Annotated in this window: 17 protein-coding genes and 1 other RNA gene; 8 read left to right on the plus strand and 10 right to left on the minus strand. The window is 36.2% G+C overall.

The window, feature by feature from the left end; all coding sequences use genetic code 11:
- Positions 1–29: 29 nt before the first annotated feature.
- Positions 30–1,178 (minus strand): M20 family metallopeptidase, encoded by a 1,149-nt coding sequence (locus tag HYG86_RS03060; protein ID WP_213167480.1) that lies wholly within the window; start codon positions 1,176–1,178, stop codon positions 30–32.
- Between the two features lie 151 nt (positions 1,179–1,329).
- Between HYG86_RS03060 and HYG86_RS03065 the strand changes: the two genes are divergently transcribed.
- Together HYG86_RS03065 and HYG86_RS03070 are read left to right on the plus strand one after the other, a co-directional pair.
- On the plus strand, positions 1,330–2,706 hold the full coding sequence (locus tag HYG86_RS03065; protein WP_213167481.1) for an MATE family efflux transporter: 1,377 nt from the start codon (positions 1,330–1,332) through the stop codon (positions 2,704–2,706).
- A gap of 22 nt (positions 2,707–2,728) precedes the next feature.
- A complete protein-coding gene (locus HYG86_RS03070; RefSeq protein ID WP_213167482.1) occupies positions 2,729–3,451 on the plus strand; it encodes a GNAT family N-acetyltransferase in 723 nt (240 codons plus the stop codon).
- Positions 3,452–3,546: 95 nt separating this feature from the next.
- Here HYG86_RS03070 and ssrS read toward each other — a convergent pair.
- From ssrS to HYG86_RS03095, 5 genes are all read right to left on the minus strand, one after another.
- Positions 3,547–3,728: non-coding RNA, 6S RNA (ssrS, locus tag HYG86_RS03075), on the minus strand.
- A gap of 67 nt (positions 3,729–3,795) precedes the next feature.
- Complete coding sequence (locus HYG86_RS03080) at positions 3,796–5,013, minus strand: ammonia-forming cytochrome c nitrite reductase subunit c552 (RefSeq protein WP_213167483.1); 1,218 nt, start codon at positions 5,011–5,013, stop codon at positions 3,796–3,798.
- 62 nt (positions 5,014–5,075) lie between these two features.
- Positions 5,076–5,885 carry a c-type cytochrome biogenesis protein CcsB gene (gene ccsB, locus HYG86_RS03085; protein WP_213167484.1) on the minus strand — a complete coding sequence of 270 codons (810 nt, stop codon included), beginning with the start codon at positions 5,883–5,885 and terminating at the stop codon, positions 5,076–5,078.
- Positions 5,863–7,065 (minus strand): cytochrome c biogenesis ResB family protein, encoded by a 1,203-nt coding sequence (locus HYG86_RS03090; RefSeq protein ID WP_213167485.1) that lies wholly within the window; start codon positions 7,063–7,065, stop codon positions 5,863–5,865. Before HYG86_RS03090 ends, ccsB begins: the two co-directional genes overlap by 23 nt.
- Positions 7,066–7,659: 594 nt before the next feature.
- Complete coding sequence (locus HYG86_RS03095; protein ID WP_213167486.1) at positions 7,660–8,628, minus strand: ribose-phosphate diphosphokinase; 969 nt, start codon at positions 8,626–8,628, stop codon at positions 7,660–7,662.
- A gap of 1,180 nt (positions 8,629–9,808) precedes the next feature.
- Here HYG86_RS03095 and HYG86_RS03100 point away from each other — a divergent pair.
- Both HYG86_RS03100 and HYG86_RS03105 read left to right on the plus strand, forming a co-directional pair.
- A complete protein-coding gene (locus tag HYG86_RS03100; RefSeq protein WP_213167487.1) occupies positions 9,809–10,537 on the plus strand; it encodes a 4Fe-4S binding protein in 729 nt (242 codons plus the stop codon).
- A 93-nt stretch (positions 10,538–10,630) separates the two neighbouring features.
- On the plus strand, positions 10,631–11,446 hold the full coding sequence (locus HYG86_RS03105) for an alpha/beta fold hydrolase (protein ID WP_213167488.1): 816 nt from the start codon (positions 10,631–10,633) through the stop codon (positions 11,444–11,446).
- Between the two features lie 82 nt (positions 11,447–11,528).
- On the opposite strand, the gene HYG86_RS03110 is transcribed toward HYG86_RS03105, so the two are convergent.
- The 4 genes from HYG86_RS03110 to HYG86_RS03125 are packed head-to-tail and all read right to left on the minus strand — an operon-like array spanning position 11,529 to position 14,342.
- Complete coding sequence (locus HYG86_RS03110) at positions 11,529–12,692, minus strand: cation:proton antiporter (protein ID WP_213167489.1); 1,164 nt, start codon at positions 12,690–12,692, stop codon at positions 11,529–11,531.
- Complete coding sequence (locus HYG86_RS03115) at positions 12,689–13,045, minus strand: hypothetical protein (protein WP_213167490.1); 357 nt, start codon at positions 13,043–13,045, stop codon at positions 12,689–12,691. Before HYG86_RS03115 ends, HYG86_RS03110 begins: the two co-directional genes overlap by 4 nt.
- Before the next feature lie 54 nt (positions 13,046–13,099).
- Positions 13,100–13,543: a GNAT family N-acetyltransferase gene (locus HYG86_RS03120; protein ID WP_213167491.1), complete on the minus strand. Its 444-nt coding sequence runs from the start codon at positions 13,541–13,543 to the stop codon at positions 13,100–13,102.
- 10 nt (positions 13,544–13,553) lie between these two features.
- On the minus strand, positions 13,554–14,342 hold the full coding sequence (locus HYG86_RS03125; RefSeq protein WP_246451870.1) for a DUF2797 domain-containing protein: 789 nt from the start codon (positions 14,340–14,342) through the stop codon (positions 13,554–13,556).
- A gap of 1,021 nt (positions 14,343–15,363) precedes the next feature.
- Between HYG86_RS03125 and HYG86_RS03130 the strand changes: the two genes are divergently transcribed.
- The 4 genes from HYG86_RS03130 to HYG86_RS03145 all read left to right on the plus strand — a co-directional run bounded on the left by HYG86_RS03130 (position 15,364) and on the right by HYG86_RS03145 (position 18,389).
- Positions 15,364–16,854 carry an IS1182 family transposase gene (locus HYG86_RS03130; RefSeq protein ID WP_213167408.1) on the plus strand — a complete coding sequence of 497 codons (1,491 nt, stop codon included), beginning with the start codon at positions 15,364–15,366 and terminating at the stop codon, positions 16,852–16,854.
- Between the two features lie 470 nt (positions 16,855–17,324).
- A complete protein-coding gene (locus tag HYG86_RS03135) occupies positions 17,325–17,537 on the plus strand; it encodes an FmdB family zinc ribbon protein (protein ID WP_213167492.1) in 213 nt (70 codons plus the stop codon).
- Positions 17,534–17,971 (plus strand): VanZ family protein, encoded by a 438-nt coding sequence (locus HYG86_RS03140; protein ID WP_281391318.1) that lies wholly within the window; start codon positions 17,534–17,536, stop codon positions 17,969–17,971. Before HYG86_RS03135 ends, HYG86_RS03140 begins: the two co-directional genes overlap by 4 nt.
- Entirely contained in the window at positions 17,964–18,389 is a 426-nt protein-coding gene (locus tag HYG86_RS03145) for an NUDIX hydrolase (RefSeq protein ID WP_213167494.1), read from the plus strand. The genes HYG86_RS03140 and HYG86_RS03145 overlap by 8 nt, the downstream gene beginning before the upstream one ends.
- The last annotated feature ends 60 nt before the right edge of the window (positions 18,390–18,449 follow it).

The raw sequence follows: 18,449 nt of genomic DNA on the forward strand, positions 1-18,449 counted from the left end.
CTCATGGAGAGGCGCTTGATTACTTCCTTTTAAGTTCCTTTAACTTTCTTTAAATTCTCTTCATCTGATAGCAGGTCAAATCCTGTAAGAGCCATGGCTTTTATTCCATATAACATTTGATCAAAGCCTTCTTCACTACCTGCTGCATCTCTAAATTCTTTTGTGTGCCCTGCTATATCTGATGCACAAATCTTTGTATATGGATGAATTGCTGGCACCACTTGACTCACGTTTCCGATGTCCGATGAACCATGACTGGTCTTTTCTTGGATTTGATCAATTGTTATCCCCACAGCCATTAAGTTTTCTGTGTATAGTTGGGACAATAGTTGATTTGTTATAAGGTTATCATATGTTTCCTCATAATTTGAGATCTCCAAGGTACAACCTGTCATAAGTGCAGCACCCTCTGCGCATTTTTTTACTTTCTCAATAACTTCTTGTAAGTATTCTTTTTTCATAGCCCTAATATAAAATTGACCTTGGGTATGATCAGGTATAATGTTTGCTGCATCTCCCCCCTTTGATATGATCCCATGGATTCTTACATCGGAAGTTAGCTGTTGCCTAAGGGTACTAACAGCAACATAAAAATTTACCAAAGCATCTAATGCGTTTACACCTTTATGGGGTGATGCAGCCCCATGGGCTGGTTTTCCGTAAAAGTCAAATTGTAGTGCTTCCATGGCTAAGGAAGTTCCACTGCTTATATAGTCCCTTGAGGGATGTATCATTAGTGCAGCATCCACATAATTAAATATTCCTGCTTCAACCATTTTAACCTTACCACCATAAGTTTCTTCCGCTGGTGTACCTATGACTAAAATCCGGCCACCAAAAGTATCTACCACTTCTTTTAAGCTAACTGCCGATAGGGCAGCAGCTACACCAATCATATTGTGACCACATCCATGACCTAACTGGGGTAGTGCATCGTATTCCCCTAGAAATGCGATTGTTGGACCATCTTTGTCACTTTTATAACTGGCTATAAAACCAGTTTCTAGATTTGCTACGTTTTTTTCTATTTCAAAGCCTTCAGAAGCTATTTTTTTTGTAAGTGCTTCTACTGCTTTGTATTCTTTGTTGCCTAGCTCGGGGTTCTCCCATATATACCTAGACAAACTATAGTATTCGTCCCTTTTACAATCAATTATCTCAATTATTTTATCCTTCAAAATATAGCCTCCTCATTTAATATTACATCTATTTTACATCTTTAACGCATTAAAGACAATATCAGCGTAATATTTTTTTAGATAGCAGGAATAAACCATTCGCTTCTAGAAATATATAGAGACTATATTTTTCTTGAGAAAGGGAGTCTATATGGAAAACACACTGGTGGTGGAAGAAAAATTAACAAACAAAAAGAGCTTACAAATGATCTGGCTTTTGGCTTGGCCAGTTATGCTTGGACAAGTATTACAGACAGCATTAGAGTTAGTTGATCTATATTTTATATCTATGCTTAGGGATACTGTCTTCTTTGCAGCCATTGGATACAGTACTTCACTTTTCGGAGTTGTGGTAGTGGCTTCACAGCTCGTGGTTGCAGGTACCATAGCATTAATTGCTAGAGAAAGTGGTGCAGAAAACCAGAACACTGTTACTAATTTAACAAGACAGGCGTTAACCCTAGCCTTATTGGTGGGAGTTTTTTTATGGATTTGTGTGTCAGTTTTTGCAACGCCACTTTTACAGCTTTTTGGAGCACGGGGCAATTTATTATTATATGGCACTAATTATTTAAGGATAGTTCTGGTTGGCATACCTTTTGTTTATTATAATATGACTGGTAGAGCTATACTTCAAGCAAAGGGTGATACCTTCACTCCCATGATTATTTTTGTCCTAATGAATGCTGTAAATATTCTTTTCAATTGGTTATTGATTTTTGGTGTTTGGATCTTTCCTGAGCTTGGTTACAAGGGTGCAGCTTATGGTACATTGCTATCAAATATTTTTGCCTTTGTACTATTTGTTTTTGTGCTTCAAAGGAAAGCTTTTAAGGGTAAGATTTTAGATGTGATAACACCTGTTTTTGACTTTGAACTGATGATTAGATTTATTAAGATAGGTGGCTATGCTGTTGTTCAAGCAGTGGCTAGACCCATAACAGGGCTTTTCATGTATGGTATAGCAAGCCTTTCTGGGGAAAATGCCTTAGCTGCCTTTACAATAGGTGGAAGAATGTTTAATCTGGTTTTTATCATCTTAGCAGGCCTTACCACTGCCATTTCAGTTCTAACAGGGCAAAATCTAGGAAAAAAAGATTACAATTCCATCAATGTTCATGTTAAAAATGGCTTGTTAATCGGTGCTATTAATATGCTGATTTTTGCAATCCCCTACTTTATTTTCTCTGAGTCCATAATGGGTGTGTTTGTAAAAAACCCTGAAGATTTCAGGGTTATAGAAATAGGAGTAAGTTACTTTAGAATTACTTATGTAGGTTTAATTTTTGTAATTTTTTCTGTAATATATGGAGGGGTATTTATTGGAGCTGGGGACACTGCTCCACCAATGGTAGCATCCTTAGTTGCAAACTGGGCTGTTAAAGTTCCTTTAGCATATATCTTTGCCGGAAGGTTAAACCTTGGGTCCAATTGGGTATGGATAGCCATAAGCTTATCAGTCATTGTTGAAGTACTGATAGTTAGCATTTGGTATGGTAAAGGTCGTTGGAAATTTAAAAAAATCTAGAAATATATTAGGGGGTTATTTAATGAAACTAAATGATATTAAAGAAATAGATAATCTGCTCAATGAAGACAGAATTTTGAACCTTAATGCGCTAGGCAGAATTAAGTTTAATCAAAACTACAATATAAAAGTAGATGAGCTAAAAAAAGGCTTTTTGCTTCAATTAGACTATTGGCATGTTGTTTACTCGGGAACTGATCATGTTGCTGAAGAACTGATTAGATGTATTGATACTAAAACCGAGAAAGGCTTTAGCGGGGTAGGTGTAAAGTATTATCAACTTGCAAAGAAGCATCATGAAATCAAGTGGGAAGAACCTTGCTACTTGTATTATCTAGAGGAACACAACTTAAACACAAGCCTACTTAAACATTGTGTGGATAGCTTGACTGAAAAAGATGCAGAGCTAGTAAACGAATTTTATACCTATAAAGATGAGAATTCAATAGGCTATATAAGAGATTGCATTATATCAAGGCCAAGTTCCGTAGTCCGTGACGAGCAAGGCACCCCTGTTTCTTGGGCACTGATCCGTGAAGATGGGTCTATGGGTGTAATGTATACCTTGAAAGAACATCGAGGGCAAGGGTATGCAAACTCAGTAAGTGTTGACCTAGCAAAAAAAGCATTTGAACTTGGCCTTACACCCTATGTGCATATTGTAAAAGGAAACACTCCCTCAGTAAAACTAGCAGAAAACCTCGGCTTTAAGTTTCACTGTGATGTTATGTGGTTCGGAATTTAGCTTATATAGAATGTTTTACCCTAAAAAGGAAACTTAAATAGAAGTCTTTAGTAAAAATAAAAACCATTCCTGTTGGAATGGTTTGTTTTTTATGTATTGCACCCAGGATGCCGGTGCCCCAAAATTTTCAAGACCCTGCTCTACTCACAGGTGGGTGCTCTGCTTTAAAGGTTCGCTTTCCATTCTAAAGATGGCTTAGCGTTGCTTTAAAAACTCGAACTCCCGATGTCAAAATGTAGGTTGAAAATAATAGAGCTTTCGAACACCTCAGGAATATTTATTTTTTTTTAACTTGTGTCCTTATTATATTACATTTTCATGACATATGTCAATGTTTTTTAAGTTTAATTATTTTCCAAAACTTCCAATGCTTCCTGGGCTAGTTGAATGGCTTCATCTAGATAAGCGTGGGCTCTAGCGAAGTGATGACTTCCTGTACTGTTTTCAGCAAAAATGTAATCCCATCTAATTTGAGATCTTCTATGAAGCTCCCTAACTATTTCAAGGGTTTCATCTTCAATATCCCCTTCTTCTACCCTTACAGCTAAACTTTCCACAAGTTCCACTAGCAAGTCCATGGCCTGCTTTTGCTTATCTTCTACCTCTTGTTGTAGACCATTAACCCACTGAGCAATACTTTCTTCATCATGGTTTCCATGACATCCGAGACAAGATTCTTTGGCTGTTTTTAACGGACTAGTCCACCAGTGTGAAACGTATTCCTCACCATCTTCACTTTGCATCTGTGGCATATGGCAAGCATTACAGTCCATGCCAAGATTGTGATGGGGACTACCTCTATACATCTCATACTCTGGGTGCTGAATTTTGATAAGAGGCGTCCCTGTCCTTGGATGAATCCAGTCTGCATAATCTAATTCGTTAAATGTTTGTTCGTAGTCTTCTACTGTCAAACCATTTTCCCACGGAAGAACTATTGCAGTTGTTTCAGGGTCAATATAGTACTCAACATGACACTGAGCACAGTTTTGACTTCCTCTTTCCACTTCAAAATCTAATTTTTGAAATCCCTCTTCAGCATGGGGAACAGTTATATGAAGTTCACCGGGTTCATTTCTGTGGCAGCTATAACAAGTAATAGGATAGCGAGCTTCCTGGGCTACCTCTACAAAGTCCATTCCGAATAATTCCGAACCGTACTGTTCATATAGACTATCATAATCAGCTGTTTTACATGCTAAGCAAGAGGCACCTGGTCTTGGACGACCGATATTTATAACATCTTCAAGGGCATACACATGTCCTCTAGCAGAAAAATATTCTTTGCTAAAGCCATATCCCTCGTAGAGTACTCGAATTTGTGGGTATTTTTCTATGTAGTCAATCTGTTGTTCTCCACCAAATTCCACATCACCTTCATTTGAGTTTCTCAAGTATGATTGGTAGATAAGTGGATGTTCATCTGCCCAATATTCGGGATCAAGTATTCTACTTGGCTGTGCTTCCCTTTGAAACTGTTCTCCTCCCAGCATACTAAAAACAGCAAATCCTAACATGGCAACAACAAACACAGATAGAATTATTTTTTGTGTTTTAGTCATCTATATCACCTCATAGGTATTATTTCCGCAAACTATACCCCTTAGTCATTAAATTATTTCCTCTACAGGTAACTATGTAAACTAGGTAGCAAGACATTTACTCCCATATATGTAAACAATACACTTATAAAGCCAATTATTGAAAACCATGCTAATGTTCTTCCCTTTACACCTTTATTTACCCTTGCATGGAGGAATACTGCATATATTATCCATGTTATTAGGGACCATGTTTCCTTAGGATCCCAAGCCCAATACCTTGTCCACGCCTGTTGCGCCCAAATAGCTCCAGTTACTATAACGGCAGTGAGAAATAGAAACCCAAATGCAACAGTTTTATATATTAGCATTTCAATCTTTTGCCCTTTGGGTAAATGGGATTTTAAGTAGCTATCATCCTTCATTTTATTAAGTATTATATACAAAACCCCTAGCCCAAATGCTACACCGAAGGCTCCATAGCTAAATACTGCTGTAAATACATGGAACAGCAACCAGTTACTTTGAAGTGCCGGCATCAATGGATTAATGTCACGGGATAATGAGGCTCCATATGATGTTATCAAAAGCACTACAGGTACGATGAATAGCCCAAGCCCCTGATATTTGTACTTTAATGAAAAAAATAAAAAGCATAGGGCTATACCCCAGGCAAAACTTGAAGCGAATTCGAATTGGTTAGTAAGGGGTGGCCTTTGTGCTACATACCAGCGACTAATTAAGGAAACCGTGTGAAATAACCATCCAATTGCCAGTAGCCTATTACCCCATTGGGCAATTTTTACATTTTTTTGAAACAAAAATGCTACATATAGTGCCATGGATAACGTATAAAAAACAAAAGTTATATTAAACGACATTCTTTCTATCATCTGTTATTTCTCCTTCTTTAAAAGTTTTTATAATGCGCTCTTCCCATTCGTCGCTATTTTTAAAACAATGAATATATATGGTATATCCTCCATCCCTTAAGGGTCTAGCTGCTAAAGTCATTGGATTTATATAAAAGCTTGCTATTAAACCAAATGTCAACAGCAATGAACCAAACAAAGCCCAAACAAGTGCAGGGTCTTTGGATACTTCTAAAACAGTATATCTCTGAGGATTAGAGAAAGTAATTGTATGCCCTCTCCATCTCAAGCTTCTACCTGGTTCTATAAAATTCATGGACTCTACCCTGTTATTATGTATTAGTTGATAAACTATTCTTGGGTTTTGTGGAAAGGGGCTATTGTTTATGACATCTGGCTGTATATCCATTGTTCTCACTATGGAATTCTCGTCCAAGAAGTAATGGTCCCGCTCATACATTGGTCTTTTAATAGTGTCTTCGTTGGCATGGATTATATCCATATTCACTGCCCAACCTGTGGCAATCTGATAGAAACTATAGTCATTAAATTTAACTGGATTATTCACAGAAACTATTCCTTCTTTAGTTTCGTCATCCTTGGATAAGCTAATATATGAATAGTATTGATTTATGGAAAAATCTTCCCTATAATCCACTAAAAAGTCATCTATCCGTACATTGATGTTCGTACCTGCAACCTCTAAAGTTTCACTGGGTAGACCACTTATTTGCATGTTAAATCCGTAGATTCTACCTATAAAGTAACATATAACTACAACTGCCAATCCAACATGTGTTAGCCATGATCCAAAATAGCCGATTTTACCCTTTGAGCAATAAATAAGATTACCATCTGTTTTTATATTCTTAAATCCTAATTTATTAAATCTTTCAATAACCCCATCTAGATCAAAATTGACGGGAAATTTTTTACCTAGTGTGTAAGGTTTGCTTGCCCTGTTATATATTTTAGGCAGTCTTATAATACTACACATAAATAAGTTTATTGTTAGTAAGCCAAATAATGCAGAGAACCAAAGACTATGGTACATGTCGTGTAAATTAAACATACTTATCATGTTATATACCCTAGGACTGTAGCGATGTTCGTACCAATGCAGGGGCATCTCTTGGGGGATTAGTGTTCCAATTATTGATAAAACAGCGAGAATAATCAACAGAGTTATTCCTGTTTTCATTGAATATAGGAATTTCATTTTTTTCATCATATCACCTCTGTGTTAAATATTCCCAATTTGCTATAAAAAAATTCTTATATAATGGATTAGCTAAACAGATTATTAAAGGCAAAGGTTTGCCACAGATCTGCATGTTCTTTATGATCTTAAGGGAAAAAGCATAAGTTCAAATTCTTAGCCACAGATTTTCACTGATCTTCACGGATTTTTAAGGATAAAGAGAACTTTATAAAGGCTATAGGCTGATGGTTTAAATTCCCTTAAGTTTGCTTTTTATAGTGTGGGCTTTTTAGTGTAAGGTAGTGGTAAAAGTACTTTAATTCCTTAGCCACAGATCTGCATGATCTTTATGATCTTAAGGGCAAAAGCATAAGGTCAAGGGCTTTAGCCACGGATTTTCACTGATTTGCACGGATTAAGGACAAAACAAAAAACTCTAATGGCTATAGGCTGATAGCTAATGGCTTTTCTTAAGTTTGCTTTTAATAGTGTAAGCATTTTAGTGTAAGGTAGTGGTTAGCTGTTTGGTATTTTGAAGAGCTACTTGCTCAAAAAAAAATGACCTCATATCATATGAGGTCATTTAGGTTTATCTTATATTACTGAATCTGGAATTTTATCAAAAAGTTCTGTTACACTTTCTCTGTGGTGAATCCTTTTTATGGCTTCTGCAAATAGTGGTGCTACTGAGCAAACTTCAATTCTATCCTTATCTATATTTTGAGGTTGTGTCACTGAGTCCGTTACTAGCATTTTCTTTATGGGACTGTTGTAAAATTTTTCTAAAGTTTCTCCCTTTAGAAGTGAGTGACTAACACATGCATATATATCCTTTGCCCCTTTTTCCTTTAATCCTTTTGCCACATTTATAATGGACCCAGCGGAAAGGGTAAAGTCATCTACAATCAGTGCATTTTTACCTTTGACATCTCCTATAATTTCAAGTATTTCTGCTTGTTCACTATGATCTTTGCGGTTTTTATCTCCTATAGCAACAGGTACTTGGAGAAAATTACTATAGTGTCGTGCTGTTTTTGCATATCCTGCATCAGGGGATACAACAACCAAATCTTGCACACCTAGTTGTTTAAAGTGACTACAAAGGACTGGCATAGCAAAAAGATGGTCAACTGGAATCTTAAAAAATCCTTGAATTTGCGGAGCATGTAAGTCCATTGTCACAATTCTGTCTGCTCCCACACTTTCTAATGCATCAGCACAAACTCTAGCTCTTATGGAAACCCTAGGTTCATCTTTTTTATCTCCCTTTGCATAACTAAAATAAGGCATAATTACGGTTATAGAGTTAGCACTAGCCCTTTTAAATGCATCAATCCAAAATAAAAGCTCAACTAGGTTATCATTGGGATTAGATCCTATTGACTGAACTATGTAGCAATCTTTGTCCCTCACAGTCTCTTCTACTTTAACAAAAGTGTTACCCTCGGAGAATTTTATAACTTGCGATTTCCCCATGGGGATATTTAGATACTCACAAATTCCTTGGGCAAATTTAACACTTTCACTTCCAGTAAAAATCTTAATCTCAGTATGTCGTTCCAAACATTACACCGCCTTTTTTTATTTCTTTATATTCTCATTGTACATTATATTCCAAATATTGTTAAGCATCTGTTATATGGAAACAAACTCACTTGCTAATAGTGTAGATCTGTGGCTAAGAAATTAAAGGATTTTTACACTACCCTTCACTAAAAAGCTTACACTATTAAAAGCAAACTTTAAAATGTTAAGCCACCATACTATTGACATTATAACCTTCTCTGATCTTTTAAACCCTTGAAAGTCAGTGAAAATCCCTGGCTAAAGCCTTTGCCTTTTGGCCCTTTTCCTTAAGATCAAGTAGATCATATAGATCTGTGGCTAAGCCTTCAATTTATTTCCTTCCTTAAGATTATGCAAAATCTGTGGCTAAAAAAATAAGTCTTATTATAAATTAGTCACGGGCCATATACTGGCAAGATTTATTACACAGCCTAAAAAAGCTACATCATTTCTGTCCCTCACGGAAAGGCTTAAAGATTAATCTTGTAAGATATTTTATCCGGTCAAGGGTGGCACAAGGCACACCCCCTACTAAAGATGACGAGATAAAAAACAAAAAATCCAAAGAAGGTTGCCCTTAAAATCCGTGCAAATCAGTGAAAATCCGTGGCTAAGCCTTTGACTTAATGCACTTGCCTTAAGATCAAGTAGACCATGTAGATCTGTGGCTAAGCCTTTCATTTATTTCCTTCCTTAAGATTATGCAAAATCTGTGGCTAAAAAATAAGTCTTATTATAAATTAGTCACGGGCCATATACTGGCAAGATTTATTACACAGCCTAAATAAGCTACATCATTTCTGTCCCTCACGGAAAGGCTTAAAGATTAATCTTGTGAGATATTTTATCCGGTCAAGGGTGGCACAAGGCACACCCCCTACTAAAGATGACGAGATAAAAAACAAAAATCCAAAGAAGGGTTTGCCCTTAAAATCCGTGTAAATCAGTGAAAATCCGTGGCTAAGCCTTTGACTTAATGCACTTGCCTTAAGATCAAGTAGATCATGTAGATCTGTGGCTAAGGATTTAATTTATTTCCTTGCCTTAGATTATACACATCTGTGGCTAAAGAAAGCTTTCTGTTAAATATCATAATCCCTTTAGGATATTAATCACAGTATTTGCTTTTATATGTTGTTATAATACATTTAGAAAGTAAAACGAGGAGGAAAAAAGTATGTTAAAAAGAAAAATTGTTTTTATAGATCAAGATAAATGTGATGGTTGTGGATTATGTGTTCCTGCTTGCCACGAAGGTGCCATAGAGATTATTGACGGAAAAGCTAGACTTTCAGAGGATAAGCTTTGTGACGGAATAGGAGATTGCTTAGGTGAGTGTCCAGTTGATGCAATAACCATTATCGAAAGGGAAGCAGATGCTTTTGATGAAGAAGCTGTAAAAGAGAGGTTAATACAACTTGCTCAAGAAAAAGAGCGTGAGTTACCTAAAACTCCTCCAATGATGGGTGGTTGTCCTGGTTCTAGGGCCATGGCTTTAAATACACGTCCATCTACTAATGAAGAGCACACAGGTGAAATAAACTCTGAGCTTAGACAGTGGCCAGTACAATTGACCCTAGTGCCTGTAGCTGCGCCATACTTCAAAGAAGCTGATTTACTAATTGCTGCAGATTGTGTACCTCTTGCTTTTCCTGATTTTCATAGAAAGCTACTAAAAGGAAAAGCTGTGGCAATAGGTTGCCCTAAGCTTGACAATGGTTCTAGCTATGTTGATAAGTTATCAGAAATCATCAGGCTTAATAAACTAAAATCTTTAACTATAGCACACATGGAAGTCCCCTGTTGTTTTGGTTTAATACAAATAGTTAAAAACGCAGTGGAGAAATCTGGGGTTGATATAGATATTGAAATCATCAATATCAGTTTGGATGGAACCATCAAATAAGTGACCACAAGGTCACTTATTTTTTATATTAATCTTCTATTGGCATATTATTTGCAAGGTAAATAGCAAATTGTAAACAAAGGAGTTTTTTTCATGTCCTATTTCAAGTATGGAAAAATCAATTTATATTATGAAGAAAGGGGTAATTTATCGTCAGAAAAGGTGGTAGTTTTTTTTAATGGTGTAATGGCATCAACTAATAGTTGGGTAAATCAGATTAGCCTTTTTGAAAAACTTGATTTTAGGATTGTACTTCATGATTTTAAAGGACAATTGCTATCTGATAAGCCTAGTGGCCCTTATACTTTTAGTGAACACGCTGAAGAAACTAAAGCCCTTTTAGAACATCTTAAGATAGATAGAGCCCATTTTATAGGAACATCCTATGGAGGGGAAGTAGCATTAAAGTTTGCCATGATATATCCGGAGATGGTGGAAACCATAGCAGTTATAAATTCTGTTACAGAACTAGATGAAGTCCTTAAGTTCTTTATAAAGGGGTGGAAAGCATTAGCTGAGGCTAAAGACCCTGAAAATTTCTTTTATGGTATGCTCCCTACTATTTATCATAATACCTATATTGAAAACAATTTAGACTTAATAAAAAATAGGGCTAATACCTTCAATCATTTACCTCATGATTATTTTACTGGACAAATTGAGCTTTATAAAACCTTTGAGCAAGATGTTACCATGACTGATTCCCTACATCTTATAACATGTCCCACAATGGTTATTTGTGGAGAAGAAGATATTTTAAAACCTAAAAAATTTTCTAAGATCATAGCAAATAACATTAAAAACTCTGAGTATATCACTATACCTGATTGTGGCCATGTAACTATTTTTGAAAAGCCAAAGGAGCTTAATAGTATACTAGCAGGATTTATTTTGAAAAATTTACTATAATTCTCCCCTTTCATACAGCAAAACCACCTGTCCCCAGGTGGTTTTGTTGTATGAAATTCAGACACTGTACATTAAAACAACACTAAAACCTTGTTTCACCAACATTGTCCAAAGCTTTTTTAAGCAATAATGGTCCTACAACTTCGAAGAAAATCACACCACTAAGAACAATACCCGTTAACATACCATTAGATTCAGGGAACTTTTGCTCAGCTATTACACTTAAACCTATTGCTACACCCGCTTGGGGTGTCAATGCTAGTCCTAGGTTTTTACGCATTTTCACTGTTAGGTCTGTAAACATAGCACCTGAATAACTACCGACAATTTTTCCTACCAACCTACCTGATATATAACCAACACCTACTAAACCAGATGTAACTAGAACGCTGGTGTCAAGTTTTGCCCCTGCCAATGTTAAGAAAGACACAAAAACAGGTAGTTCAATTCTTTCTAAGCTAGTGGCAACAATATTTCTTCTAAGGGTTAGGTTCGTTATAGTTGCTCCCATAGTCATATTTAATAGCAATGCAGATAGTTGAAAATGGTCAGCTAATCCAGTACCTAAAAATACGAAGCCCAACAAAATCACTGTAAATTTTGCTGTAGCGGGCCTTTTTTTAATAAGATAAGTTAATATTATACCAAGTAGCATACCTATCCCTAATGTCAAAAGAACTTCTTGTACTACTCCTAGGAACAAAGTGGCTCCAGCTGTATCGCTATTCCCTACCCCCTGTAGTAATGCACTTACAACACCAAAGGATAGTATGGCAAATAAATTATCAACGGCAACTAATGCCAGTAGGTTCTGAGTAAACAGTCCCTTTGATCCAGTTTCCTTGACAATTGATAATACCCCCGAGGGCGAAACGGTCAGTGCTAATATCCCAAGTAATATAGCAAATTGTAATCTCATACCGAATAAGTAAGTAAAACTTGCGACTAAACTGAACGTCAATAGCCCTTCACCTAAAAAAAGTTTAAATAGGTTTTTACCGTACTTTCTAAACACAGCATAGTGCAGTTCACTACCAATTGATAGAGATAGTATGCCTAGTGCTAACTGATTAACTGGCTGAAATGCATAAATTGCTTCTCTGGTTATAATATTTAAAAATGATGGTCCTACTAATAATCCAAAAATAATATATCCTGTCACGGAAGGTAGCTTTGCCTTTGAGGCAATCTTGCCACCTATGACTCCAATTAGCAGTACAAAACCTAGTAGTAAAGATGAATTCATCGAATACTTTCACTCCCATCATGACATGAGGAGGAACCTTTTATGAAATTTACAGGTACACTGAAAATAAAGGCAGAATCAGGTTTATCTAAGCTCCCTAAAATCTCCTCAACTATAGAAACAGCCTTGTTTCTCTGAACTTCACCATCAACTACTGTAAATATAGTTTTGCTATGATTCTTTTCTCCTTCTATCTCTGCAAAATGGGAGAAGAAAGGAATATGATCTGCAACTAGGTGGCACATACCGGAGCTGTCCACCACTGTGGCTCCTTTTATACCCTTTTCAACAAATCCATCGAGGATATCTAATAAAAATTCCTTTTGATTTAATACAATAAATAGTAATTCCATTTCTCAACCTCCTTGATTTAATCAATATAATATTACTAGGGTGACTTTGTCACCCTAGCGTAATTGCATTACTATTCTATCTTCACCTTCACCATAATAGTCTTTGATAAACGTAAACTCTTTAAACCCTCGTTTTTCATAGGTAGATTTAGCCACTTGATTATCCGGCGATACTGTCAGGAGTATTCTTTTTGCTCCATTTTTCTTTAATGCATCAATTGTCATGTTTAAAAGTTTTTTTCCTAAACCTTTTCCTTGGTGTTTAGGTTCAATACCTGCACTCATTATCCAACCTTCTTCTAATTGTCCGTTGGGTATTACACCTAGGGAATAACCTACAATCTTAGTTTGGTACTCCACTACAAAAGAATTGATTCCGAAAAAAATGGGAGCCATTTTTACAAAGTATTTAGAAAATCCGCCTCCAAAGGCTGATAATTCCACATCATAAATACCTTGCCAGTCAGATTCCTTCATTTTCCTAAATATAAAGTCCATTTGACCACCTCTATTCAGCAGCTTCTATTGTGCAGTTAAACCCTCTGTGTTTTCTTATGTTGAGGACTCCTTCTTCTAAAATCAAGTACTGTCCTTTAACACCAAGTAGCTTCGATTCTAAAATGGGGCTTTTCTCAAGGTTTAGTGACTTAAGCTTTGGTGGGGTTGCATGGGGATAATTTATCTTAAGGATAGTTTCTTCTATAAGATAGTCTTTGAATTCATCTGCTATTACTTCTCGGACCACTGATAAACTTATTGATAAATCTCCTGTGCTTTCACCTTTCAGCATTTTTCTCCAGTTAGTTTTATCATTTAGATATTCTTTTAAACTATGTTCCATCAGGCCTGCGGTCCTTCGGTCAGGAACCAGGGCTATTGGCATTGCTTCAATGGCACCTTGATCCATCCATCTTTTCTTCAAGGTGACCTTTCGAGTTATACCTACCTTAACATCACTGGATATGGCCAGGTAAACATAGTGGTCAGAAAAACAGTGTTTTTTTGCAAAATCTTCATCCCTACATGTTCCTTCATGGAAGTGACATAGATGGGGACTCACTATACAGAGATCATTTTCTGCTAAGTCTCTAAAACAAGGGTAGCAATACCCTTGATTAAATGTGTTTTTCTTTATTTCCCTTCCACAGGCAATGCAATTTTTTGTGTTATTAAAGTGGATTTTAATAGTTTTGCCTATAAGTGGATTGAGATGAAGCTTATCTTCCCCTAGCTCTATGCTGTAGTTAATTGTTTCATCATATTCAGGTAACATTCCCCGTAGCAATTTAAATTCCATGCATTACAACTCCTCTCTACATATAATTATGCATCAAATATGGAGTCTCCGCAAGGACTTTAATCCCCTTTGCCACAGATCACAGGTTTATATGATCTTAAGGGCAAGAGCATAAGTTCAAGGGCTTTGCCACGGATTTTCACTGATCTTCACGGATTTAAAAGATAAAAAAAATTCTAGAGGCTATAGGCTAATGGCTAAAATTTTTCAAGTTTGCTTTTAATAGTGTAGAGCTTTTTAGTGTAAAGTAGTGGTAAAAGTACTTTAATTCCTTAGCCACAGATCTACATGATTTCTATGATCTTAAGGAAAAGGGCATAAGTTCAAGGGCTTTGCCACGGATTTTCACTGATTTGCACGGATTTTAAGGGCAGAACTTCTTTGGATTTTTTGTTTTTTATCTCTTCATCTTCAGTAGGGGGTGTGCCTTGTGCCGCCCTTTATCGGATATAATAGCTTACAAGATTAATCCTTTAAGCCTTTCCGTGAGGGACAGAATGATGTAGCTTATTTAGGCCGTGCAATAAATTTTGGCAGTATATGGTCCGAGACTAACTTATTAAAAGACCTACTTTTTTATCCACAGTCTTACATAAATTCTAAGGGATGGGTATAAAATTTCAAGGCTTAGCCACAGCATAAATTCCCCTAAGTTTGCTTTTTATAGTGTAGAGCTTTTTAGTGTAAGGTAGTGGTAAAAGTACTTTAATTCCTTAGCCACAGATCTACATGATTTCTATGATCTTAAGGAAAAGGGCATAAGTTCAATGGCTTTGCCACGGATTTTCACTGATTTGCACGGATTTTAAGGGCAGAACTTCTTTGGATTTTTTGTTTTTTATCTCTTCATCTTCAGTAGGGGGTGTGCCTTGTGAGACTGTGTCAAAAGCATTTTGAATACTTGGGTTTAATTTATAAATACCCCCTCATGAACTAATAAAATATGGTATAATATACATATGAAAAGTCTTTTATACCAGGGCTTTACAGCGCTTTTAATTCATGAAAAGGTGGGGATAAAATGAATTTTGTCCAAGGTGCAGATAGAAGTCAAATCACAATGTTTCCTGAAGCAATAGATGATTATATCGATGATAACAATTCAGTGATAGTTATTGATGTTTATGTGGATAGCCTAGATATGAAAAGCTTAGGATTTAAAAAAACTACACCAAATGATATGGGCCGACCAATGTATTCACCTCAACTCATGCTTAAAATATATCTTTATGGCTACTTAAATAAAATAAGGTCCACTAGAAGACTAGAAACAGAAACCAAAAGAAACTTAGAGATGATGTGGCTTACAAAGAAATTATCGCCAGATCACAAAACTATCTCTAGATTTAGAAAAGATAACCCTAAAGCACTAAAGAAGGTGTTTCGAGATTTTGTAAAGTTATGTTCTCGATTGGGGCTATACGGCAAAGAACTTATCTCAGTTGATGGTAGTAGATTTAGTGGTGTAAACTCTAAAGATAATAACTTCAATGATTCTAAATTAAAAGATAGAATTAAACGCTTAGATATTAAAATTGATCAATACCTAAAAGAATTAGATAATAACGACAAAAAAGAAGACACAACCGACAACCCAAAATCAGCTGAAGAGATAAGTGAAATTATTAAAGAATTGAAAAGTAGAAAAGAAAAATATGAGCAAATGAAGAAACATCTAGAAGAAACTGAAGAAACTCAGGTATCTCTAGTGGACCCCGATACTAGGCGGCTAACTAAGAATGGAGAAACAAAAATAGGTTATAATGTCCAAACAGCTGTGGACAGCAAAAATAAAATGATTGCAGAGTTTGATGTAACGAACTCCATAAATGACTTTGGCCATTTATCTGTTACCAGCCAAAAAGCTAAAGAGATATTAGAAGTTGATACAATAAAAACAACGGCAGATAAAGGTTATAATTCTGCAACTGATATAGCAGAATGTTTAATGAATGGAATAGAACCTCATGTGTGTATGGAAGAAGACGAAATCACAATATGTCTAGAGATATTAGGCGAAGCAAAAGATGTGGATCAAATCATAGAACCACATGTTAATGGTAGATTTGTGTATCTAAAGAAGCGCAATATAGCACTGTGTCCCATGGGGAAAATTTTTTACCCTAGTTCATACTCAAAGAATAAAAAAGAGGCGAGATTCTGTAACCGAAAGGAATGTAGAAAGTGCCAGAACAAGTGTACAGCCAGTGAGTACAAAGACTTTGGCAAAAAGATGAAGAAGCAAGAATTCACTAAAGAATACAACGATAACAACTTGAGAATTAAACAAGTAAGAGTAAAAAATGATCCTGCAATAACTAGGCAAAGAAAAGAAATTGTAGAGCATCCATATGGCACAATAAAAAGAGCCATGGACTCAGAATATTGTTTAATGCGAGGCATGAACAATGTTGTGGGTGAGTTTTCATTGTCTTTTTTAGCCTACAACCTAAAAAGAGCAGTAAACATTTTAGGTTGTAGAGGGCTAATTCAAGCAATAACTAATACATAGGAAGGTCGACTCCCGATAATTTCATAACAATAGCTGTGACGTGGGGATAGCCCCTTTTTTTTATTACTTTTTTCTTCATATATGACACAGTCTCTTGTGCCGCCCTTTATCGGATATAATAGCTTACAAGATTAATCCTTTAAGCCTTTCCGTGAGGGACAGAATGATGTAGCTTATTTAGGCCGTGCAATAAATTTTGGCAATATATGGTCCGAGACTAACTTATTAAAAGACCTACTTTTTTATCCACAGTCTTACATAAATTCTAAGGGATGGGTATAAAATTTTAAGGCTTAGCCACAGCATAAATTCCCCTAAGTTTGCTTTTTATAGTGTAGAGCTTTTTAGTGTAAGGTAGTGGTAAAAGTACTTTAATTCCTTAGCCATTGATTTTAATCTCAACTAATTGCATAACAATACCTGCTTGGTATAAAATGGTTATATATTGTAAGATTAAAGGAGTTGTTTTTATGCCTATTTACGAGTTTTTATGTATTAGATGTAATAATGTTGATGAAAAAATATGCAAATTTGGGGAAGACGGTTCTGAACTTATTTGCCCAAGTTGTAATTATAAAGGGTTAGTAAGAAAGCTCTCCACCTTTTCTGCCCCAACTGTCCCTGGGGGTAGTGGGTCTAATTGTGGCCCTTGTTCAAAAGGTAGCTGTTCAACATGCAAATGAGTACATTTGTAAAAGGGAGTATAGCGTGGGGCTTATTATTCCTTTGGATGGTGGTTATTTTTACAGGGTCTTCACAGACACAGTTAGATTCGCCGGGGCTATTTCAAAGATTATTGGGAGATGAACTCCCTCAAATTACAGATTTTCTAGCTCAGAACGATTTCTGGATTAGAAAGGTTGGTCACGGCTTTGTATATTTTATCTTAACACTTCTGGCCTATTGGGCCTTTTCTAAATATTCTCCTTATTACGTATCAGGAAGACCATTACTTTGGGCCGTAGCTTTTAGTGTCATCTATGCCATTAGTGATGAATATCATCAAACATTGGTACCTGGTAGGCATGGTGTTTATACAGATGTGATAATTGACTCTATTGGTGTTGCCATGGCAGCCTTGCTAATCTATTGGTTTAGGAGGCGGGTAAGTGAATAGGCATTTCACTGTTGCAGTATTTATTGTATATCATGGTAAGGTACTGCTCTTGAGGCATAGAAAGCTAAACATGTGGCTTCCCCCAGGTGGACATATTGACCCCAACGAGCTGCCAGATTCTGCAGCAGTCCGTGAAGTAAAAGAAGAAACAGGCCTTGATGTGGTGCTTATTGGTGACAAAGGTCTGAATGTAGATTATCCCCATCAACTTGTCATTCCCCGGGGAATACAGGTTGAAGACATAGAAGAAAACCACCAGCACATTGACCTGGTGTACTTCGCGACTGTTAAAGGGAATAATTCATTTGTTAGTAATGACGAAAGCGATGCCATGGGTTGGTATGGATTATATGAGTTACCTGAAGATGTCAATGATGAAATTCGAATGTGGTGTGAAAAAGCAATAAAATACTTGTAAGAATTACATTTTTTTCTTTGGTATCAAAAAAGGCCCAATTGTTTGGGCCTCTTTCTTTGT

This window comes from Alkalicella caledoniensis, assembly GCF_014467015.1.
GTDB classification, from domain to species: Bacteria; Bacillota; Proteinivoracia; order Proteinivoracales; family Proteinivoracaceae; genus Alkalicella; species Alkalicella caledoniensis.